The sequence below is a fragment of the Ruegeria sp. YTSC106 genome (assembly GCF_059609765.1).
Genome location: NZ_JBXWMI010000025.1, coordinates 1 through 20,361 on the forward strand (window position 1 = coordinate 1; position 20,361 = coordinate 20,361).

The window sequence follows — 20,361 nt, forward strand, 5'->3', positions numbered from 1 at the left end:
GCTGTCGACCCAGTTCCGACGTGATCGAGCCAAAAAGCTCAGGATCACGATCAGCAAGGGACTGGGTGAAAAATCCGTCTGAACGATGCGGTGCATTCACGGGTCATATCTCCTTATAGGGGAACGCAATACAGTCAGGGCTGCGTTGGAAGCCAGTGCGTGGTGTTTGATGGTGCCCTCAGATCACACGGTCCCGAGGTTCACGGCCTTCGAAAAAATCGCTCAGGTTATCGAGAACCCGAAACCCCATCGCCTCGCGTGCTTCGCGTGTTGCACTGCCTAGATGAGGCAGCATGACGAGGTTGTCGCATTGCAACAGGTCCGGGCTGACACGCGGTTCACCATCGAAAACGTCCAATGCAGCGCCGCCGATCATGTCAAACATCAAAGCCTGGATCAGCGCCCATTCGTCGATCACTTCGCCCCGTGCAGTATTTATCAGGAATGCGTCAGGCCTCATCAGGCCAAGTCTGCGCGAATTGATCAGATGACGGTTGGCTGCGCCGCCCGGACAATGCAATGAGACAAAGTCACATTGCGGCAGCAAGTCGTCTATGGTGTCCACCTGTCTCGCATTGCATTCGGCGAGAACATCGGGCGGTACGGCGCTTCGGTTGCAGACCAGCACGTCCATACCGAACCCGTGATGAGCACGGCGTGCCATCTCCTGTCCGATACGGCCATATCCGATGATGCCCAGTGTCTTACCGCTGACCTTGGTTCCCACCAGATGCGTCGGCCGCCATCCAGTCCACTTACCTGAACGCAGCTCGCGTTCACCCTCGCCCGCCCGACGCGCAACCATCAGCAGAAGGGTCATGGCGATATCGGCGGTGCATTCGGACAAAACATCGGGCGTGTTGGTCACGGTCATTCCCAATTCGCGTGCCGATGGCTCGCAGATATGGCTGTACCCAACACCATAATTGGCAAGAATCTTCGTCTGTACACCTGGCACATCCAGTGCCTCGGCGCTCAGCGTGTCCGTTACAGTGGGCAGAACGGCGTCATAAGATTTCAACGCTTGCCGGATTTCAGCCGGGGACATGGGTTTGTCCCCGATGTTCAGTACGGTGTTGTAGTTCTCGGCCAGCTGTGCCTCAACGGCAGCGGGCCAGCGACGGGTTACCAGAACCGAAGGTTTGACCATCACGCAGCCTCCATCACTCGGGCGATTGTCTCACCGATCACGGCAGGGTTTTCGGCCACGATGACACCTGCGGCGGACAGAATCTCGACCTTTTCGCTGGCGCTTTCGCCGAAGGCCGAGATGATCGCACCTGCGTGCCCCATGGTACGGCCTTTCGGAGCTGTCAGGCCGGCGACATAGGCGATCACAGGTTTGGAGATGTGGTCGCGAATATATTCGGCGGCTTCCGCCTCCTGCGGGCCTCCGATTTCACCTATCATCGCAATGACATGCGTGTCTTCGTCATCTTCAAACCGCTGAAGGATGTCTTTGAAGGATGACCCGTTTATCGGGTCGCCTCCGATCCCGACGCTGGTCGAAACGCCGATCCCACGCTCTTTCAGCTGGGCCGCCGCCTCATAACCCAATGTCCCCGAGCGACCGATGATCCCTACATGTCCGGGAAGATAGATATGTCCCGGCATGATGCCCAACAACGCCTTTCCGGGCGAGATGGTGCCGGCGCAGTTCGGACCGGTCAGCACCATGCGCTTCTCTTTGGGGTAGCGATACATATACCGTTTTACCCGGATCATATCCTGTGCCGGAATGCCGTCGGTGATGCAGACGCAATAGCGGATACCGGCATCTGCGGCCTCCATGATCGAATCCGCAGCGAACGGGGGCGGCACGAAGACCAGGCTGGCATCCGCGCCGGTGACTTCGACGGCCTGCTTGACGGTGTCAAAAACCGGAACGCCTTCGACGGTTTCGCCACCCTTGCCGGGCACCACGCCACCCACCACGTTTGTGCCATAGTTCAGCATGTCCTTGGTATGGAACCGGGCCATACGACCGGTGATGCCCTGTACGATGACGCGCGTGTCACGATCGAGAAGAATGCTCATTAAACAGCCCTCATCTTGGTGCCTTGAGTAAGGTCGTTTTTCCACGCGCCCACAGCGCGTTCTGCCGCCTCCATCAGCGTCGTGGCGCGAATGATCGGCAGTCCGGATTTGGCAAGGATTTTCTGGCCTTCTTCGACATTCGTTCCGGCCAGCCGCACAACGACCGGAAGATCGAGATCAAGTTCCTTCAACGCCTGCACGACACCTTCAGCCACCCAGTCGCAGCGGTTGATACCAGCGAAGATGTTGACCAGAATGGCCTGAACATTGTCATCCGACAGAACCAGCCGGAACGCCTTGGCCACCCGTTCAGGCGACGCGCCTCCCCCGATGTCGAGGAAATTTGCAGGCTCGCCGCCTGCCAGCTTGATCGTGTCCATGGTGGCCATCGCCAGACCGGCCCCGTTGACGATGCAGCCGATATTGCCGTCAAGTCCGACATAAGACAGCCCACGATCCGCGGCGCGGCTTTCGCGCGGGTCTTCTTGGCTCTTGTCGCGCAATTCGGCGATCTGGGGGTGGCGGAACAGGGCGTTGTCGTCAAAGCTCATCTTGGCATCCAGCGCCAGCACCCGATCATCACCGGTGATGACCAGCGGGTTGATTTCAACCATCGTGGCGTCGAGATTGCTGAAGGCGGCATAACAGCCCTGAAACGTCCGCACCATTTGCTGGATCAGTTTGGCTTCAACCCCAAGATTGAAGGCGATTTCACGGGCCTGAAATTCCTGAAGCCCGACGGCCGGTTCCACGATGGACCTTACTATGCTGTCGGAGCGGTCGGCCGAGATATCCTCGATCTCCATTCCGCCTTCGGACGAGGCAACGATCATCACCCGCTGGCTGGAGCGGTCCAGAACAAAGCCAAGGTAAATTTCGCGGTCAATCGGTACTGCGGCTTCGACATAAACACGATAGATGCCTTTGCCTTCAGGACCTGTCTGATGCGTGACCAGCTTGCGACCGAACAGATCATCACAAGCCTTGTAGATTTCGTTTTCGCTGTTGCAAAGCTTGACCCCTCCGGCCTTGCCGCGACCGCCCGCATGGACCTGCGCCTTGACAATCCATTTGTCGCCACCCAGTTCACGCGCCCGGTAGGCCGCTTGTTCAGGACTGTAGGCAAGCGCACCCGCGGGCACATCGACGCCAAATTTCGAAAGAACTTCTTTCGCCTGGTATTCGTGGATATCCATCTGATGCGCTCCTGTTTACGCAGCTATTGAAGTTCCGTAACGGCTTTCCAGCAGAGCTTCGATCGCGTCTTGATCGACCTCACCGCCCAGCTCGCGAATGGCTTCGGCGAACAGGCGTACGATCCGGCTGACGGCCCCGCGATTCAATTGATTGAGGATGCCGATGCGCACCTGCACCGGTTCGCTCAAAGTGGGCCAGATGCCAAACCCGCGTTCACGGCAGTTCTGCACCAGTTCCATCTCGCGGCCAGAAAGTTCGGAAGGCAGGTTGAGCACGATCAGGCTGGGCATGTCCGAGGTGACCTCGCATCCCATCTCGGTCACCGCGTCCCGAAGAACCTGTTCATGCGTCCGGTAAGACATCGACCGCTTGGCCAGACCTTCCTGCAAGGTCAGGCGCAATGACTCGTGGAACGCAGCCACCGCGTACCCCGAATGGGTTCGGTGGTAGGTGCCCTTTTCCACGTCCTGCCCATCGACGATGCCCCAGTGACGGGCCTCAAAAATCGGATTGTGCACATAGGTATAGGCACCTGTGGATTTCAACGTCTCGATATAGGCATCGGTAAAGCTGACAGGGGCATAGGTCAGCGGCAGGCAGCACAGGCCTTTCTGTGGACAGGATGCCCAACCTGCGACACCCGGATAGTCATCGATCGAAAAGTCTTCGACACCCAGAGACGAAACCGCATCGATCAGCCCCATCGCCCCATGACGTTCACACGCGTCCGAGAAACCGCGCAGGTCGTTCACCCTGCCGGATCCGGTTTCCCAATGCGCCATGAAGGCCCATTTCGGTTTGTGTCCAGCCAGAGCGGCTTCAACCATCTCGGCCGCCACCGGTTGGCCATGTGGAACTTCGACTACTGTGACACTCGCCGCCTGTGGGTCAAGTGGGCTGGCCGCGTGCTCGGCGGCCGTGGCCGCCTTGATCCGCAGCGTCAGCGCGTCGATCCCCGAGAATGTGCCGTTGGTGAACGCAACAACCTTGTCGCCCGGCATGACGGCCGAGAACATGGTGTCCAGAGCGCTCCAGCCGGTACCCGCGACAGCGAACGTATAAGCGTTTCCAGTGCCCCAGATTTTCCGCAGCATATGCTTGCATTCGATCATGCCCCTGAGGACATCGCCCTGCATGTGATCGGCAACACCTGCGTCGGCGAAGGCTTTCAGAACACGTACATCCGTGTTGCCCGGCCCTGGCCCCGCGGCGAGGGTCTCGGGAATTTCGAGCGGAGGGAAAATCTGAAAAGTCATGGTCTGACGTCCTCGGCAGTTGGCCGGGCATTGCGGCCTGATGTGTTAAGGTGTCGACCAGAAAACGCGAGCTTGCCCAACGGCGCAACGTAACTTACTACTGCTTTTGGATGTCTAAAAGTATGGGGTTTTACCCACCTATATTGGTAAAAATACCAAGGTATACCGAAAATATCCCCATTCTTTTGGGTAGTTTTTTAGAAAGTCAGGGCAAAATCATATGGTTGAAACATCGGGCAAACCCATCGACATCATGCTTGCCGACAGCAATCCGCTGGTTCTGTCTGCCATGTCGGAAATATTCGAACGTGATCCGCGATTCTCTCTGGTTGCCACGTCGGCGACGGCAGAAGGTTTTCTGGGAACGGTGATGCGGATACCTGTTCAGGTCGGCGTTGTGGACTGGACGCTTCCGGCCCTGGGCGCTGCCAAATTGATCGAGGTGTTGCGCGATCAGGCCGATGCTCCGCGCTTTGTGATCTACGGCGATGCCTCCGGAGATGTCCCGCGATTGGCCATGCAGGCGGGTGCCGCTGGATTTGCTGCCCGCTCGGGCGAGGTTGACGTGCTTCTCGAGACCTGTGCCGAAGTGGCAGCAGGCAAGATGGTGTTTCCGTTCATCGACGTCCGGAAGATGAAACAGGATCCGATTCAAAGCCTTTCACGCAAGGAACGCGCCATTCTGGAGGCCTTGGCACAGGGGATGTCGAACCGGGAACTGTCCAAGGAACTTCAGATATCCACCAACACGGTCAAGTTTCACCTGTCAAATATCTATGAGAAGCTGAACGTCAAAAACAGAACACAAGCCATTGCGTTTTTCTATTCGTCCCACCGTGGCGCCGACTAGACGACGAGAACAGAGAGCCCGGATGACTGAAATCAAAATAAACGTTGTCGGTGCCGGGCGGGTCGGCAAAACGCTGATCAGCCTTCTGGATGGCACTGATGGCTGCCGTATTCAGGATGTTCTGAGCACATCCTTTCACTCGGCAAATGAAGCCGCCCAATTGTCCAAAACCGGGCGCGTTGCAGGAAGCTATGCCGATTTGCGACCCGCTGATCTGTGGATCATATCAGTGCCCGACACGCAAATTTCTTCGGTGGCCCACGAATTGAAAGAGGCGTTCGAGAACCAAGAAATAACCGGGAGGACTTCAGTGGCGTTCCATTGCAGCGGCTATTATCCCGCCGAGCAACTGGCGTCGTTGCGCAGCCTCTCGTGGTCTCTGGCCAGCGTTCACCCCGTCCTGTCCTTCGCCGATCCACAGGCCGCTGCCGCGCAATTCAAAGAGGCGCTGTGCGGGTTGGAAGGCGACGAAGAAGCCACAGCGTTCATTCAGCCGCTTCTGGAAGGATTGGGAGCCACCTGTTTTCCCATCCGGTCTGAAAGCAAAAGCCTGTATCATGCAGCCGCTGTGATATCGAACAACTTCGCCGTTGTCTTGCAGGCCATCGCCCGCGAGGCGTGGGCCGAGGCGGGCGTGCCGGACGAAACTGCCCGCAAGCTCAACGCTGGTTTGTTGAGCAGCACAGTCGAAAACGTCGACCTTCTTGGGCCGCAAGCTGCCCTGACCGGTCCAGCGGCAAGAGGGGACGAAGAGGTCGTTGCCCGGCAGGGTACGGATGTAGCGGCGTGGCACCGCGATGCAGGTGAAATTTACAGGCAAATGAGTTCGCTGGCGCAGAAGCTGAAGGCAACCGGTTTCACGAAATAATCGCTAGATACATTGCTGGAAAGCATTTTGGAACCTGCGCTCGAAACGCGTCGCGGAAAAGACAGGCCCGAGCGTTTCTTTTGCGAATCCCTGAAACGTGTTACGTTAGGTCAACTTTCAAGATTTGATTTTCCCCGCACTCAGTTTCTTGCCGCGCTTTCCAACGAGGTGACTTAATGTCCGACTCCAGCAGTGAGCCCCCGCGTATTACGCTGTCCCTTCCTACCTCCCGACCAAATCCCACGATCTCGGCGGAAATCTCAGGATCGGCCAGCTTTACAGCTGACAGTGTTGACGATCTCAGACGCGTCGAAGCCGAGAAACTCAAGGCGTTGCGCCGTGGTGTCGGTATCGACCTGTCCGCCGAAGTAATCAACGATCTGGTCGATCAGCGCGTGCAGGCCACTGGTGCAGTCTTTCGACAGCTCGAAACCATTCGCAAAGATCTGGCCGAGGGATTTCTGGGCGCTGTCGTCCCTACCCTTGCCCCGAAACTGCGCGGAGAACTGATCAATCCCGACGGGGCCCCCGCCGAGCGGGTAATCGTTGAAGCGCTGCGCCCCACCTTTACCGCCAATGAAGGTATCGACAACGCGGATTTTTCCTGGGCTGTAAAAGCCGCCGTTACGGATGCGCGGGGCTTGTTTTCCCTTGATCTGCCCAACTTGCGGCTGCCGCAAAATGGCCTGAGGTTGCGAATTCGCGGGCAGAACACCACTCTGACTGAAGCGGTGCCGCGCATTGATGCATTGGATGGCGAACTGGGACTTGTGGTGCTGGATCGCACTGTCCTCCCTTTGCAGCGCTCGGTCCTGGGCGAGCTTGCTGATATTCTACCGGTGGATCCCGAGGATGCGGAAGAGAACATATCCGATTTCACCGGCACGCAGGCGCCCATCGTGCTGGGCGAAGGTGACTGCGCCTCGGAATACCGGACCGAAGGTGGCACAGTTTCACGACGGCGCTATTCGGTTCTCTACCGGTTGATTGATCCGCTGGTCGGGCCGAAAAATATCGTCCGAACCCGCCCTGTTGGCGGCAATCGCTTTGTCACGACAATCCCGGGCAGCACTTTTGCGCAGGCCAACCTTTCTGCCGAAACCCTTTTGAACGCTTTCAACAATGACGGCGGAGACTGGGATTTTCGCGACCGGATACCAATTGACGAACCCATTGATGTAGAAGATTTCTTCGAAGATCTTGAGCAGCGCCCGCAAGATGTGCCAAAGGCCTCCAGCCTTGCGCTCGGCTACATTGCCAAGATGCGCTCGACCGCCGTTCACGCCGGTATGTCGTTGGGCCGTCTGGTCTATTCCCTGCCGCTTGCCCCGGGCGAGGAACAGCGGATCGTCGTTTCGGAACAACGTGAAACCCTGACCGTGCGCGAACGTGAAAGCCTGACGTTCGAGGAACAACAGGAATTCGAAGAAGCGCGCGACACTTCCTTCAACAGTACGTTTGAAACCGCGCTCGATGAAGTGATCCGCGGTACGTCCTCCTTCTCGACCAAGGCGTCTACAAAGAGTTTTGGTGGTGCGGGTGGCATTGGTGGCGGTCTGTTTGGCGGCATCGGGGCCATAGTTGGCGGGGTCGGCTTCAGCGGAGCGCGCTCCAGTTCCAACTCGTCAGGCAGTTCGTCCAACACGCAGAACACGTCACGCGATTTTCTGTCAGATACGCATGAGACGTTCTCGGCCGCGCTGGAACGGGCCGCTTCTGTCAAAAGAAACTCTGCCCGAACAAGTGTGCGAACCGCAACGGCAAGTGATCGGCGGACGGCGACAACAAAGTTCGTCGCCAACCGCAACCATTGTCATGCAATGACGATGCAATGGTTCGAAGTTCTGCGCGACTTTTCCCTGGAAACGCGGATCGAAGGGGTGCAATTGGTGGTCTTCGTTCCAATGCAACTCATCCGCTTTCGCCGCCTGGGGCAAGGCGATCAATTGCCGGGCAATGTCAACCGGTCCGGGTTGCTGCACCGATACAAAGTGATCCTGCGCCACGCAGACGTTTTCCGCCGCGTGTTCCGAAACCGTCGCAGATTCCGCACCGCGCTCAAACTGCTGGAAGAGTTTTATGCCGACAAGGACGCATCTCCGCAAAATGCTCCGGGTGTCGCGCAGGACATCGTCAGTTTTGAGGCTCAGGGCACTTTTATGCCCAACGATGACATTTCCGCCGTGATCTTCACTCAGGATGGCGACCGCGTCGGACCGGTGCCTCTGACCGGATCGCCGATTGACATCGACAACCTGCATGACTTGCCTGCCGAGACACGTGAAAACTTGCTGGTTCGGCTGGCTGACGCGCGCCGCGATCCAACGAATCGGCGGACTTATACCGGATCCGTGGCTTTGCCCCGCTCGGTCGAACGTTCGGACATCGCCCGCGTCGAGTTGCGCAGGCGGACGGGCTCTTTTGCCTACTCATTCTATACCGGCCCCGACCCGATCAACATCTTCAACATTTGGGAGCATATCTCAAACCTAGAAGATGCCGATGATCTGGATCGCGCCACGCGCAACATCAACCGGAGCCTTCACACGACGATTTCGGGTTCGGATTTCGACGATCTGGTCGGCGCGCCAATGATCAGCGAGTTTGAGGCGCGCATGAACGAAGACGCACAGACCATCGTTGACGACAACACATTCCAGGCATTGCCTGCAACCCTGCCCTATTCCGTACAGGAAGTGCCGGACGTGCTGTCGCGTCGTGATCTACGGCGGATCGAAGAAATGTATCAACATATCGTGGCCGACACCGTTCGCTACTCCCGCGTGATCTGGGCCAGTATGACGGATGAAGAACGCGCCATCCTGCTGGAGCGTTTCACGATTGGCGTGCCGGATGGCGGGTTGGATGACGCTTCAAGCGAGATATCACTGCTCAGCACGGTCCAAAACAAGGTGTTAGGCGTCTACGGCAATGCGATGATCATGCCATTCTCGATCCCGCCCGATCTGGCCGACAGAATGGAGATGCGGACCGGCGACATTCAGGACAGTCTGCTGGCCTTCCATCGGGAAGACTTCCGACCACCGCGCCGCACGATCTCACTGCCGACCAGAGGCCTTTTAGGCGAGGCCGTACTGGGCCGCTGCAATTCCTGCGAGATGATCGACCATCGCCGCTTTTGGAACTGGCAGGACAGCCCGACGCCACCTCCGGTTGGTGACACGCCGGTCTTACCCGCGGACAGCGATGCAATCTTTGGCACCCGTGCGCCATCAGACCTGCCGGCCAATCAACCTTCGAACACGCTCACCATCGCAGGTGGGGACATTGGCACAGGCCAGGCCGTGCCCACTTCGCAACTGGCCGAAATCCTCAAGGCCGCGCCTGATCTCGCGCGGGCGGGAACCGATCTGACAGGTCTGAAGGAGCTACAGGCGCAACTGGCCCTTGAAACGCAATCGGTCGCCGCCGGTCGGGACAAGGCCATAGACACGGCGACGGATCTGACCAAAGAGCTTGTCGGCAAGGCCACTGAGCTTGCGGGCAAGGGGCAAGAGATCGCTACGGCCCGCAAAGAAGAAGAAGCCAAAAAGCAGGCCGCCGAGAAGAAAAAGACAGCTGCCGACAATGCCGCAAAGCTCAAGGGGTTTGAGGATATCGCCAAGAACGCTTCCGGAGTTTCAGCGCTGATTGGCGGGCAACCGGATGGCAACCGGGCCGGTTTCGTTCAAAACCTGTTCAAGGATTTCCCCGGTGGTGCTGCGGCTCTGGCCAATCCTTCCAACACGTTGCTTCTGGCCAAGCTTTTCGGGGCCTTTACCAAAGCCAATACGGATGCGGATGACGGCAGCGCAACCAAGGCCGGCAGCCAATCCGTTCTGGATTTCCTCAATGGCCTGAGCGCCCCTGCGGAGGACGACGATGAGTGACACCAGCACAAATGCAACCCCCGAACCGGGCATCGATGAAAGCCTTGCCGAGGCCATCATCAATATTCTTGAAACCACCAATTCTCCGGCGATACAGCGCGCCCGAGAGGTTATAGCCCACAGGCTGGCCATCGCTGGCGACATTGCCCCATCCCGCATCCCTGCCCCGCGCAACATCACCGAGATCGGTGGCTACTTAAATCTGCTGAGCGAATATGGAGAGGCCGAACAGCGCTCACGAATGATCGCGGCCGCGCTGGGCATAGCAGGGCCGCAGATTTCGCTGCCACAGCCCGGTGCCGTTCCACCATTGTCCTTTGTCACACGTGACGGTGCCCGACCTGCGGGGCCACAACAACCCAGCTTCCCGTTGACCTATACGATCCGCAGCGACTTTGTTCCGGCATTTGACAATGCGGTGCAGGAAATCACGATCCGCGGTGGCGCGGTTCCGATTTTGACACCTGTCAGGATACTGCCTGCTGCGGGGTCTGCACCCGCAACAGACGGCTCTGCGCAGCTGGCTCTGATCGGCCGAACACTCAGCCTGGCGCCAACTGCGGCTTTACACGCCGTGGCAACCGATCCCCTGTCGCTTAGCCGCCCGACTGCTGGTGGCGGTTTCGAGGTTTTGGTTCGGGTCATCGACGCCACCGCTCCGATCGCCGGAACCATCGCGGCGGCAGACTGGACGAGTTGGGAATGCGATGCCGCAGCCTGTTCCGAGGTCGACAGCAATGATGCGCGCTTTGCGCTCACGCCACTACTGAACGCCGCCGGGTGGCACCAGACAGCTGATCCCGGCAATCCGACCAGCCTGTCGAATCCCGGAACTTGGGCAGAATGGCGCAATATCACCGGGCTTGTGCCGGGCGTCACGCGGTTTGCGGACGAGCTGCAACTGCTTTATTCCGCTGAAATGCTCATTACCTCACCGGTCTTCAATCAACTGGACAATGTCTGGACAGGAAACGAATTTGCCGCACCATAGCGCGGCTGCTTGAAACGCATGAAAGTGATTTGGCAAGACTCCCTTCAAGGGGTTTAATGCAATAAGGAGGTCAGCCATGCAAAACCCGGAGCGTTTCGAGAAGTTCTATTTCGCCAAAGTCGGCATGGGCGAAGCCTGTGGCTGCGCCGAGCGGGTAATCGACGTATTCGAATTCAATCGCAAAGGCGGTGCACAATCCAAACAACCTGTGAAACAGGACAGGCGCAGACGCGGATCCTTTCGGGCATGGGCTGTCAGATATGGGCTGATGAGCCGAAAGCGGACATAGTCCAGGCCTGACGACCCACAGGGTTCGCTTTCGGCTTCATGGCTTGGCTCAGGCGGCGTGATAGCATTTCTGAAACCACTGTATCTGGTTGCCACGAGAACAGGTCAGGCCGGCACCAGCTTCCCGTCGCGAAGGTCCAGTGCATCCGGTGCCAGTTCCGTGCGGAACGCCGGCGAATGACTGACCAGCAGAACCGCCTGTGGCAACGCTCGCAGGATTTCCAGCAAGCGCGCTTCGTTTTTCGTATCCAGCGCATTCGTCGGTTCGTCCAGCAACAGAACTTCGGGATCCATCGCCAGAACTGTCGCCAGTGTCACCAGCCGTTTTTCGCCGCCTGACAATTTGTGCGTGATGCGGTTCTTTAAGTGCATCAAGTCCAGATCGCCAAGCACTTTATCGACAATGGCAAGCGCTTCGTCGCGTGTCTTGCCCAGATTGAGCGGCCCAAAGGCGATGTCTTCGGCGACGGTCGGACAGAACAGTTGATCGTCCGCATCCTGAAATACAAGCCCCACCCGGCGGCGCACTTCGTGGAAATCCGCCTCCTCCACGCGTTGCTGACCAAAAACGGTGACGGTGCCAGAACTCGGGCGCTGCAACCCAAGTATGATGCGCAGGAGCGTCGATTTTCCCGCACCGTTCGGACCAGTCAGAGACAGGCGCTGCCCGGCATTCAGGCTCAGGCTTGCCCCGTCGAGGACGGGTGGCTGGCCGGGGTAGGAAAAACAGATGTCTTCTAGCGCGATCAGTGTCATACGAATTCCAGAATGATCAGACCCAGGCAGAGACCGCTGAATCCAGCAGCAAACACAATGTCTCTGCGGGTCAGGTCAAATTCCTGAAGCAACGGCATACGTCCGGAAAACCCCCGGCACTTCATCGCGGCCAGAATGCGTTCCGATCTTTCGATCGCGCGCACGAGCATCATGCCCACCAGGTAACCAAAGCTGCGATATGTGTGCCAGTTGGTCGCTGGCCGAAAACCGCGCACCTTCATGGCGGCGCGCAAGCGCAGATACTCTTCCCGCAACACCTCGATATACCGAATTGTAAACATCAGAAGGTAAACCAGCTTTTCAGGGCAACGCAGACGATGCAAGGCGTGACCCAGAGTGACCGGCTCCATCGTGCCAACCAACACCAGCAGGGACAGGATCACGGCATTGGCGGTCAAAGAAATCTGGACCGCTTTCCAGAAGCCTTGCCAGCTTGCCGGGTACCCCCAAAGCGTGAACATCAGATCTCCGGGCATGGAAAAGGGCAGCAGGATCAGCATAAACAGGATGAATCCATCCATCATGGCCATTCGCTTCAACGTCTTTCGCCACGGCAAGCGTGAAATCATCAAAAGCGAAAGAGACACGGTCAACGCCGCGCAAAGCGCAATGAGGGCTGACAGCGCCACGGTAACGACTGCAAAAGCAACTGCCATGACGATCCGCATCCGGGGATCCAGCAGGTTGATCAGACCTTCAGGCCCGTCACCGGCTTCGGCCAGTGTTTTCTCTTGGTGCCCCAGGACGTGTGCCATCAGGCCGCCAGCCTGCGGCGCGCCGCCATGTAAAAGCCCAGACCGAACAGACCAACGATGTACCCGATCCCGCCAAGGATGGTTTGCAGGTCATTCTGTTCGCGATAGGCCGCGATCTCGCGCCTGAGCGGGCGCAACTCGTCACGAACGGCCTTTGCGATAACCTGTCGTTCCTCTTGGCCTAGTGAAGTCGCGGAACCGACAGTCTGGGCCATGGTCGCCGAAGTTGCGCTGTCCGCTTTTTCTGCGACAACACCCATAATCTGCGCGACGTCCTCTGCAGGCATAGTAACCTGGGCCACGTGCCCGGCGCCCAGGTCAGCAAAGAATGTATGCGCCACGGCTGAGTTCGGAGTGTAGATAAAAAACCCGTCTGCATCCGTCACCGTGCGACCCAGCTCTGCCCCATCCGGGCCAGTAACAATGACTTCGGTATCGCTTGCCATATCGCCGCTGGAAAAACCGATCTCACCCTCTATGGCATCACCGGACACAAAAACACCGGCTATGACTTTATGCGCCAGCGCAGGCAAAGGCGCACAGCACAAAGCCAGTGTGATAACCAGATGCTTCATGTGGTCGCTCCTCTGACAAACAGCTCGGGCTTGACTTTGCGCGCCAGCAAAACGGCGAACCCGGTCAAAATCGCTTCGATGGCCATGACAGGTATATGTGCAAAGAAAACAAGCTTGGCAGCGGGCAGGAACTCATCCCCCGACAGTGCCAGTGAAGTCGCGACCATGCCGGTCGTCGCCGCAATGGCAAATGCGCCGCCCAAGCCACCCCAGATCGCACCCTGCAAAGGCGTCCCACGCGCGATCAGACGACCAAACAACAATCCGGCCACCACCGCGGGCAAAGCGATATTGACGGTGTTGATCCCCAACACCGTCAATCCGCCAAAGCCGAAAAAGACCGCCTGCAGCAAAAGCCCGACGAACAAAGCCGGGAATGCGGCCCAGCCAAGCAGCAGTCCAGCCATGCCATTGAGGATCAAATGTACCGATGACGGACCAATGGGTACGTGGATCAACGATGCCACGAAGAAACTGGCTGACAACACTCCGGCAGTGGGGATGCGGTCAAGATCCAGTGACCTGAGGCCCATGGCAATCCCACCCGCAGCGGCGACGGCACCGCCGACCACGACCGGGTTGGAAAGGGCTCCGTCGACGATGTGCATTTGGGTCTACTCCAGATCCCAGGCGCGGATCCAGATGACCGCATCCTGACTAAGTTCTTTACCCTCATGTTCGGTCACTGGACCTGAACCTAGTGCTGCGAAACCCCAGTAACCGGCTTTTGGAACGCCAAACGAAAAGTACCCGTTGTCGTCCGATATGGCGACCACGGCACCACCCGGCATTGGTGACACCTTCGGTGTCGAAGCGGCCGAGCTCTCCATGCCAGGTTCGGCGGCCATGTACTCGATCTCGATCTCAGCACCTGCAACCGGCTGACCATCAGCCATCACACGGCCCGTGAAGGTCGAACCCGCGATGATGTTGGTCGGCTTGTTAAGCGGTATGATCTCGGTCAGCAGACCCACAGGGTTCATCCAGTCGGTCGGCAATGCGTTGCGGTTCAGGAACGCTTTGGTGAACTGCTGGATATAGATGTCTTCGGCTTCCTCATAATAAGGTTGAGGAACCGTCACCAGCACGTAATCGCCCGAACGTTTGACAGGAACACTGCCTTTGAACGCCGCCCCCTCGTTTTCTCCACCGGTGAAGCGGACAGGTTCCAGCGTATCAAGTAAATCAGTTTTTTTGCCGTTGTGGATCACATAGAATTCCTGCGGCTTTTCCATATCCATGACATGACCGTTCTCGAACGGATGCCAGAAGATCAGCTTGACCGGCACATCGCCGGGTTTCTCGATCATGGTGTCGATGGTGTATTCCAAAAGGAAATGCGCATTTGCCATGGCAGGAAGTGCCATCGCGGCAGCGGCTGCACTGAGCAGCTTTTTCATGAACAGTCGTCCTTGTCCCGTCGCGCCAATCCCGGTGCGAAATTCACTTTGACTGCGGGACATCCAACGCCAAATTGCCCTTTCAGGCATCCTGGTCCGACGCACATCCCGTCGCCGATGAGGAGCGCCCCTTATGGGGGCACATGCCCGGCAGGTATCCTGACTTGCGGGTCAAAGCGTCGGACTGGCCTTCCCGGGAAAACCCCAGTGGCGTTTCAGCCCTGCTCGCCGCTTACAGTTGCGGGTGCAGTTGCGGAATTGGGCCTGAGCCCGCACCGCATTCCCTATTGATTCCAGAGCGCACCCCGGAACCGGACATGTCCAGCGGCTTGCCAGACAATCCCAGTCTCCGTCAACGATCAATTGTGATGGCGGTCGAAAAAGTTATGAACCTGGGAAGTCTGGTGTGGTTTGACGTGCTTCGGTAAGCATCAGTGGAAGAAGGGGAAATACACTTCTAGGCTTCTGAAAGATACCTTTCCGACAACGGCAAGCTTGCTGCGCCCAGCGAGCGCGCATCCGGGCCCACGGCCCCCGCCACCACCAAAGGGCGCTCAAGACCGGTCAGGTTAACCTCGGACAGTTTGTTTTCGACCAATTCAACCAAATGCGCCTTGATGTCCGGCGGCATCCAGCCGTCAATCTTTACGCACTCAAAGTCGATTAGACTGCATGATGATACAATCGCATAGGCAATCCCGCTCGCGGTCTTATTCAACCAGTTCTCCAGTTGAGCTTTTGGCACATCCCAATGCTCGGTCGATTCCCATAAAGAATGCGAGGTTGCCCCTGCTGTCGTGATTGCACGCTCGAGCACATAAAGGCTGGCCACGTCAATCAGCGGCTTCACACCGCCAGCGTCATCAGGAACAGGCAAAGGACCGAGCGCGCCTGCATTTCCCCGACCAGAAAAGATCGAGCCATTGAGGACCACCCCGCCGCCAATGAAGAAGCCGACGTAGAAATACAAAAAATCTCTTGGCCCGTCAGCCGGGCCAAAAACCAATTCCGCACCACAGGCCGCTGTCGCGTCATTTTGAAGGAAAATTGGCATATTGCAGCTGAGAGCCAGGTCCGCTTTTAAGTCCGACGCGCGCCACGGGTCCATTTTTTCCTGAGGAACCTGCAAAGCCTTCGCCCAGTCCCACAAGTAAAAGGGCATAGCTATTCCGAGCCCCGCGATCCTGCTTTTGGACTCAGGTGACATGGACGTCATCACTTTCCCAAGGCACTCCCTGGAAAAATCCAAAGTGGCATTCGGCGTTGGATAGTCATAGGTTTGCCTCTCTCGTTGCCGCACATTTCCGACAAAGTCAGTCAAAACCAGTTCGGCACTGCGGCGCCCGACTTTAAGCCCAAAGAAGAACGCACCATCCGGATTAAGGCGCATGGGAACAGAAGGCTGCCCGACTTTCCCGCGAACCGGTTCACCGCGCAGAAGCAACCCATCCTTTTCCAATAGACGCATAATGACGGAAACCGTTTGTGCCGACAGTCCCGTCATGCGCGCGATTTCGGACTTCGCAAGGGCCTGATGGCGCCGGACAAGAGATAACACAAGGCGTTCGTTTCGGGCCCGCATGCCGCTTTGGTTCGTTCCGCGCACCTCTGACCCGTGCGAGCCAATCGAGTTTGTCTGAGATGAATATTCAGGCACGACCACCCCTTTCTTGCTTGAGAATGAGAAAGCCGACCCGCCCTGTCAATAATAAATAAGAGTGAGTTATTTATTGACTCAATATTTGATTCTTGTGATGGTTTCTCATGGGATCAGGTTATTTTTGCCTGATCGCTCTCGTGCCCTCATGGGCATTAGAAAAACTGGGAGGATTATCGATGAAACTTGCAAGACTTGCGGGCGCGACAGCGCTGGCAGCTGCTGCCATGGCTGGCAGTGCAATGGCGGAAGGTGAAACTGTTTGCCTGATCACCAAAACGGACACCAACCCGTTCTTTGTCAAAATGAAGGAGGGCGCGACAGCGAAGGCGGAAGAGCTGGGAATGACGCTGAAAGCCTTTGCGGGCAAGGTCGACGGTGACCATGAAACGCAGGTGCAAGCCATTGAGACCTGCATTCTGGACGGCGCCAAAGGCATTCTGCTGACGGCCTCGGACACATCATCCATCGTTCCGGCTGTGAAGCAGGCGCGGGATGCAGGGGTTCTGGTAATCGCTCTGGATACGCCGCTGGAACCCATTGACTCGGCTGACGCAACGTTCGCCACGGACAATTTCCTTGCCGGGCTGTTGATTGGACAATGGGCCAAAGCCACGCTGGGCGACGCCGCCAACGACGCCAAAATCGCGACACTGGATCTTGCCGTCAGCCAGCCGACAGTGGATGTGCTGCGCAATCAGGGCTTCCTTCAGGGCTTCGGTGTTGATCTGGCAGACCCGAACGTGATCGGCGATGAAGATGACCCCCGTCTGGTCGGGAGTGATGTCACTGCCGGCAACGAAGAAGGAGGTCGCCGCGCGATGGAAAACCTACTGGCCAAGGATCCGACGATCAACGTTGTTCACACCATCAACGAACCTGCGGCGGCAGGCGCTTATGAAGCGCTCAAAGCCATCGGACGTGAAAATGACGTACTCATCGTTTCCGTGGACGGAGGCTGCCCGGGCGTCCAAAACGTTGCTGATGGTGTTATCGGCGCAACGTCGCAGCAATACCCGCTGTTGATGGCATCACTGGGGGTTGAGGCCGTCAAGAAATGGGCGGACGAAGGTGTAAAACCTGAAAACACACCCGGTAAGGATTTCTTTGACACCGGCGTGGCGCTTGTAACGGACAAGGCCGCTGATGGCGTCGAGTCAATCTCGGTCAAAGAAGGCATGGACCTCTGCTGGGGTTGACCTGATCACCCGGAGGGCCGCAGAGGGCGGCCTTCCGCTTTTCAAGCCACCCATTCGCCCGAAAACTTGCTAGAGTCGTCAGTGACCTGACGCTTTGGGGGAACCTTTATGTCCGATACTTCACGACGATCAGACGACTTCGAAGCCGCTGCACAAGGCAGCCCGGAACAGATTGCCGAATTTGACGATCACCACCGCGGGTTTGTCGGAACGGTTCAGCATTTTCTGCATGTGAACCCCTCTCTGGTGCCGTTGATCGTTCTTGTGGCTGCCATCGTCATTTTCGGTGTATTGTTGGGCTCCAAGTTTTTCTCGCCATTTGCGCTGACCCTGATCCTGCAGCAGGTTCAGATTGTCGGGATCGTGGCTGCGGCGCAAAGCCTTGTCATCCTGACGGCAGGTATCGATCTTAGCGTCGGGGCAATCATGGTAATGTCGTCGGTTGTGATGGGTCAGTTCACCTTCCGGTATGGGCTGCCGCCATCGGTCTCGATCATTTGCGGCCTTTTCGTTGGCACAGCAATCGGCGCGGTGAACGGTTATCTTGTCAGCCGCATCAAACTGCCGCCGTTCATCGTGACGCTTGGAATGTGGCAAATCGTTCTCGCGGCAAATTTCCTCTATTCTCAGAACGAAACCATCCGGTCACAGGAGATCGAGGAACATGCCAGCATCCTGCAACTGTTCGGTGCCAAGTTTAACATCGGCGGGGCTGTATTCACCGTCGGCGTGATCTTCATGCTGGTGCTTATCCTCGTGCTTTCCTACGCGCTTCGTCATACCGCCTGGGGAAGGCATGTCTATGCGGTCGGTGATGATCCGGAAGCCGCCGAGCTGTCCGGTGTCAATGTGCATCGCACGCTGATGTCAGTTTACATGCTGTCCGGGCTGATCTGCGCTTTCGCGGGCTGGGCCCTGATTGGTCGCATTGGGTCCGTGTCTCCGACGTCAGGACAGTTGGCAAACATTGAAAGCATAACGGCGGTCGTGATCGGGGGTATATCCTTGTTCGGTGGTCGCGGGTCCATTCTCGGGTCGCTGTTCGGAGCGTTGATCGTCGGCGTCTTCACACTTGGGCTTCGATTGCTGGGCGCTGATGCGCAATGGACGTTCCTGTTGATCGGCATCCTTATCATCGCAGCGGTCGCGGTCGACCAGTGGATCAGAAAGGTGGCAGCCTGATGGAACCTATTCTCAAAGGACGGAACCTTGTGAAGCGCTACGGCAAGGTAACGGCGCTGGATCAGTGCGATTTCGACCTGATGCCGGGCGAAATACTGGCCGTGATCGGCGACAACGGCGCAGGCAAATCAACACTGATCAAGGCGGTATCAGGCGCGGTGGTGCCGGATGAAGGTGAGGTTTGGCTGGAAGGCCAGAAAGTGAACTTTCATTCCCCGATTGACGCGCGCGAAGCCGGTATCGAAACGGTCTACCAGACGCTTGCTATGTCCCCCGCCCTGTCGATTGCGGACAACATCTTCATGGGGCGCGAAATCCGGCGCAAAGGGCCGTTGGGATCATGGTTCCGAATGCTCGACCGTCCGGCGATGGAGAAATTCGCCCGCGACAAATTGAGCGAACTGGGCCTGATGACAATCCAGAATATCAATCAAGCCGTTGAAACTCTGTCCGGGGGTCAGCGCCAGGGTGTTGCCGTGGCGCGGGCCGCGGCGTTCGGCTCGAAGGTCATCATCTTGGACGAGCCAACGGCCGCACTGGGTGTGAAGGAAAGCCGTCGCGTTCTTGAACTGATCCTGGACGTGAAATCGCGTGGCATTCCGATCATCCTGATCAGCCACAATATGCCACATGTTTTTGAGGTCGCCGATCGAATTCACGTGCATCGGCTTGGCAAACGCCTGTGCGTCGTTGATCCCAAGGATTACACGATGTCCGACGCAGTGGCGTTCATGACCGGTGCCAAGGAACCGCCCGCCGAGGATCAGGCCGCGTGACTGGCAAACTTGCCACCCCCAAGGCGCTAGCAAGCAGAATCGCGGATGCCGTTCAAGCTTTGCCGCCGCTGCAAGACCGGCATCTTGTCGCGATAGCCGGGCCACCGGGATCGGGGAAAACGACTGCGGCCAGCCTTGCGACCACAGAGCTCAATCTACGCGGCGTCGCAACCGGCCTGGTTTCCATGGACGGCTTCCATTATGACAACGTGATCTTGAAGGATCGCGGCTTACTGAACTGCAAAGGATCCCCCGAAACCTTTGACCTTGCCGGCTTTCATGCATTGCTTGGTCGATTGCGTACGGAAGGAGAAGTCGCAGTACCCGAGTTTGTCCGAAATCTCGATCTGGCTATTGCTGCGCGGTCTATGATCACAGCGGATCAGCGCGTTGTTCTGGTTGAAGGCAATTACCTTCTCTTGAATGAACCGGGTTGGTCGGAACTTCACCAACTGTGGACATTCAAGGTATTCTTGGACACCGATTTGAAAACACTTGAAACCCGCCTGACCAAAAGATGGATCGGCCACGGTTTGGACAAAAAAGCCGCCAAGGACCGTGCGCAGTCCAACGATCTGCCGAATGCGGAACGTGTAATCCGAAATTCGGTATCCGGCGATCTGGCCCTGACTTGAGTTTTCCCTGCGGCCAACAAAATCCGTC

General features: G+C 57.5%; 19 protein-coding genes and 1 riboswitch. Of the genes, 9 read left to right on the top strand and 10 right to left on the bottom strand.

The genetic code is table 11. The features are described 5' to 3' along the window. Nucleotides 1–178: 178 nt before the first annotated feature. The 4 genes from AC2FEB_RS21810 to AC2FEB_RS21825 are packed head-to-tail and all read right to left on the bottom strand — an operon-like array spanning nucleotide 179 to nucleotide 4,490. On the bottom strand, nucleotides 179–1,150 hold the full coding sequence (locus AC2FEB_RS21810) for a 2-hydroxyacid dehydrogenase (RefSeq protein WP_496677323.1): 972 nt from the start codon (nucleotides 1,148–1,150) through the stop codon (nucleotides 179–181). Next, complete coding sequence (gene sucD / locus AC2FEB_RS21815) at nucleotides 1,150–2,037, bottom strand: succinate--CoA ligase subunit alpha (RefSeq protein ID WP_496677325.1); 888 nt, start codon at nucleotides 2,035–2,037, stop codon at nucleotides 1,150–1,152. Before sucD ends, AC2FEB_RS21810 begins: the two co-directional genes overlap by 1 nt. Beyond that, complete coding sequence (locus tag AC2FEB_RS21820) at nucleotides 2,037–3,233, bottom strand: malate--CoA ligase subunit beta (RefSeq protein WP_496677327.1); 1,197 nt, start codon at nucleotides 3,231–3,233, stop codon at nucleotides 2,037–2,039. The genes sucD and AC2FEB_RS21820 overlap by 1 nt, the downstream gene beginning before the upstream one ends. A 15-nt stretch (nucleotides 3,234–3,248) precedes the next feature. Then, the gene (locus tag AC2FEB_RS21825; protein ID WP_496884366.1) at nucleotides 3,249–4,490 is read right to left on the bottom strand and encodes a pyridoxal-phosphate-dependent aminotransferase family protein; all 1,242 of its coding nucleotides are present in this window, start codon (nucleotides 4,488–4,490) and stop codon (nucleotides 3,249–3,251) included. 220 nt (nucleotides 4,491–4,710) lie between these two features. Here AC2FEB_RS21825 and AC2FEB_RS21830 point away from each other — a divergent pair, with 220 nt between their 5' ends. The 5 genes from AC2FEB_RS21830 to AC2FEB_RS21850 all read left to right on the top strand — a co-directional run bounded on the left by AC2FEB_RS21830 (nucleotide 4,711) and on the right by AC2FEB_RS21850 (nucleotide 11,378). After that, complete coding sequence (locus AC2FEB_RS21830) at nucleotides 4,711–5,340, top strand: response regulator transcription factor (RefSeq protein ID WP_496677333.1); 630 nt, start codon at nucleotides 4,711–4,713, stop codon at nucleotides 5,338–5,340. A 22-nt stretch (nucleotides 5,341–5,362) separates the two neighbouring features. Beyond that, on the top strand, nucleotides 5,363–6,208 hold the full coding sequence (locus AC2FEB_RS21835) for a Rossmann-like and DUF2520 domain-containing protein (RefSeq protein ID WP_496677335.1): 846 nt from the start codon (nucleotides 5,363–5,365) through the stop codon (nucleotides 6,206–6,208). Between the two features lie 176 nt (nucleotides 6,209–6,384). Continuing rightward, nucleotides 6,385–10,098: a hypothetical protein gene (locus AC2FEB_RS21840; protein ID WP_496884367.1), complete on the top strand. Its 3,714-nt coding sequence runs from the start codon at nucleotides 6,385–6,387 to the stop codon at nucleotides 10,096–10,098. Further along, complete coding sequence (locus AC2FEB_RS21845) at nucleotides 10,091–11,089, top strand: hypothetical protein (protein WP_496677341.1); 999 nt, start codon at nucleotides 10,091–10,093, stop codon at nucleotides 11,087–11,089. The genes AC2FEB_RS21840 and AC2FEB_RS21845 overlap by 8 nt, the downstream gene beginning before the upstream one ends. Nucleotides 11,090–11,165: 76 nt before the next feature. Continuing rightward, the gene (locus tag AC2FEB_RS21850) at nucleotides 11,166–11,378 is read left to right on the top strand and encodes a hypothetical protein (RefSeq protein ID WP_117873572.1); all 213 of its coding nucleotides are present in this window, start codon (nucleotides 11,166–11,168) and stop codon (nucleotides 11,376–11,378) included. A 104-nt stretch (nucleotides 11,379–11,482) separates the two neighbouring features. On the opposite strand, the gene AC2FEB_RS21855 is transcribed toward AC2FEB_RS21850, so the two are convergent. The 6 genes from AC2FEB_RS21855 to AC2FEB_RS21880 all read right to left on the bottom strand — a co-directional run bounded on the left by AC2FEB_RS21855 (nucleotide 11,483) and on the right by AC2FEB_RS21880 (nucleotide 16,466). Further along, the gene (locus tag AC2FEB_RS21855; RefSeq protein ID WP_496677344.1) at nucleotides 11,483–12,133 is read right to left on the bottom strand and encodes an energy-coupling factor ABC transporter ATP-binding protein; all 651 of its coding nucleotides are present in this window, start codon (nucleotides 12,131–12,133) and stop codon (nucleotides 11,483–11,485) included. Continuing rightward, nucleotides 12,130–12,909 (bottom strand): cobalt ECF transporter T component CbiQ, encoded by a 780-nt coding sequence (gene cbiQ, locus AC2FEB_RS21860; protein WP_117873576.1) that lies wholly within the window; start codon nucleotides 12,907–12,909, stop codon nucleotides 12,130–12,132. Before cbiQ ends, AC2FEB_RS21855 begins: the two co-directional genes overlap by 4 nt. After that, complete coding sequence (locus tag AC2FEB_RS21865) at nucleotides 12,909–13,484, bottom strand: NikL family nickel/cobalt ECF transporter subunit (RefSeq protein ID WP_496677347.1); 576 nt, start codon at nucleotides 13,482–13,484, stop codon at nucleotides 12,909–12,911. Before AC2FEB_RS21865 ends, cbiQ begins: the two co-directional genes overlap by 1 nt. Next, entirely contained in the window at nucleotides 13,481–14,092 is a 612-nt protein-coding gene (gene cbiM, locus AC2FEB_RS21870) for a cobalt transporter CbiM (protein ID WP_117873580.1), read from the bottom strand. The genes AC2FEB_RS21865 and cbiM overlap by 4 nt, the downstream gene beginning before the upstream one ends. 6 nt (nucleotides 14,093–14,098) lie before the next feature. Then, entirely contained in the window at nucleotides 14,099–14,884 is a 786-nt protein-coding gene (locus AC2FEB_RS21875; protein ID WP_496677349.1) for a DUF4198 domain-containing protein, read from the bottom strand. Between the two features lie 132 nt (nucleotides 14,885–15,016). Further along, nucleotides 15,017–15,215: riboswitch (cobalamin riboswitch) on the bottom strand. 126 nt (nucleotides 15,216–15,341) lie between these two features. After that, nucleotides 15,342–16,466 (bottom strand): ROK family transcriptional regulator, encoded by a 1,125-nt coding sequence (locus AC2FEB_RS21880; RefSeq protein ID WP_496677388.1) that lies wholly within the window; start codon nucleotides 16,464–16,466, stop codon nucleotides 15,342–15,344. 254 nt (nucleotides 16,467–16,720) lie between these two features. Here AC2FEB_RS21880 and AC2FEB_RS21885 point away from each other — a divergent pair, with 254 nt between their 5' ends. The 4 genes from AC2FEB_RS21885 to AC2FEB_RS21900 all read left to right on the top strand — a co-directional run bounded on the left by AC2FEB_RS21885 (nucleotide 16,721) and on the right by AC2FEB_RS21900 (nucleotide 20,333). Further along, nucleotides 16,721–17,740, top strand: coding sequence for a sugar ABC transporter substrate-binding protein (locus AC2FEB_RS21885; RefSeq protein ID WP_117873582.1), 1,020 nt, complete (start codon nucleotides 16,721–16,723; stop codon nucleotides 17,738–17,740). A 108-nt stretch (nucleotides 17,741–17,848) separates the two neighbouring features. Further along, nucleotides 17,849–18,922, top strand: coding sequence for an ABC transporter permease (locus AC2FEB_RS21890; RefSeq protein ID WP_496677352.1), 1,074 nt, complete (start codon nucleotides 17,849–17,851; stop codon nucleotides 18,920–18,922). Next, nucleotides 18,922–19,698 (top strand): ATP-binding cassette domain-containing protein, encoded by a 777-nt coding sequence (locus AC2FEB_RS21895; protein ID WP_117873586.1) that lies wholly within the window; start codon nucleotides 18,922–18,924, stop codon nucleotides 19,696–19,698. Before AC2FEB_RS21890 ends, AC2FEB_RS21895 begins: the two co-directional genes overlap by 1 nt. After that, on the top strand, nucleotides 19,695–20,333 hold the full coding sequence (locus tag AC2FEB_RS21900) for a nucleoside/nucleotide kinase family protein (RefSeq protein ID WP_496677354.1): 639 nt from the start codon (nucleotides 19,695–19,697) through the stop codon (nucleotides 20,331–20,333). Before AC2FEB_RS21895 ends, AC2FEB_RS21900 begins: the two co-directional genes overlap by 4 nt. Nucleotides 20,334–20,361 lie beyond the last annotated feature (28 nt).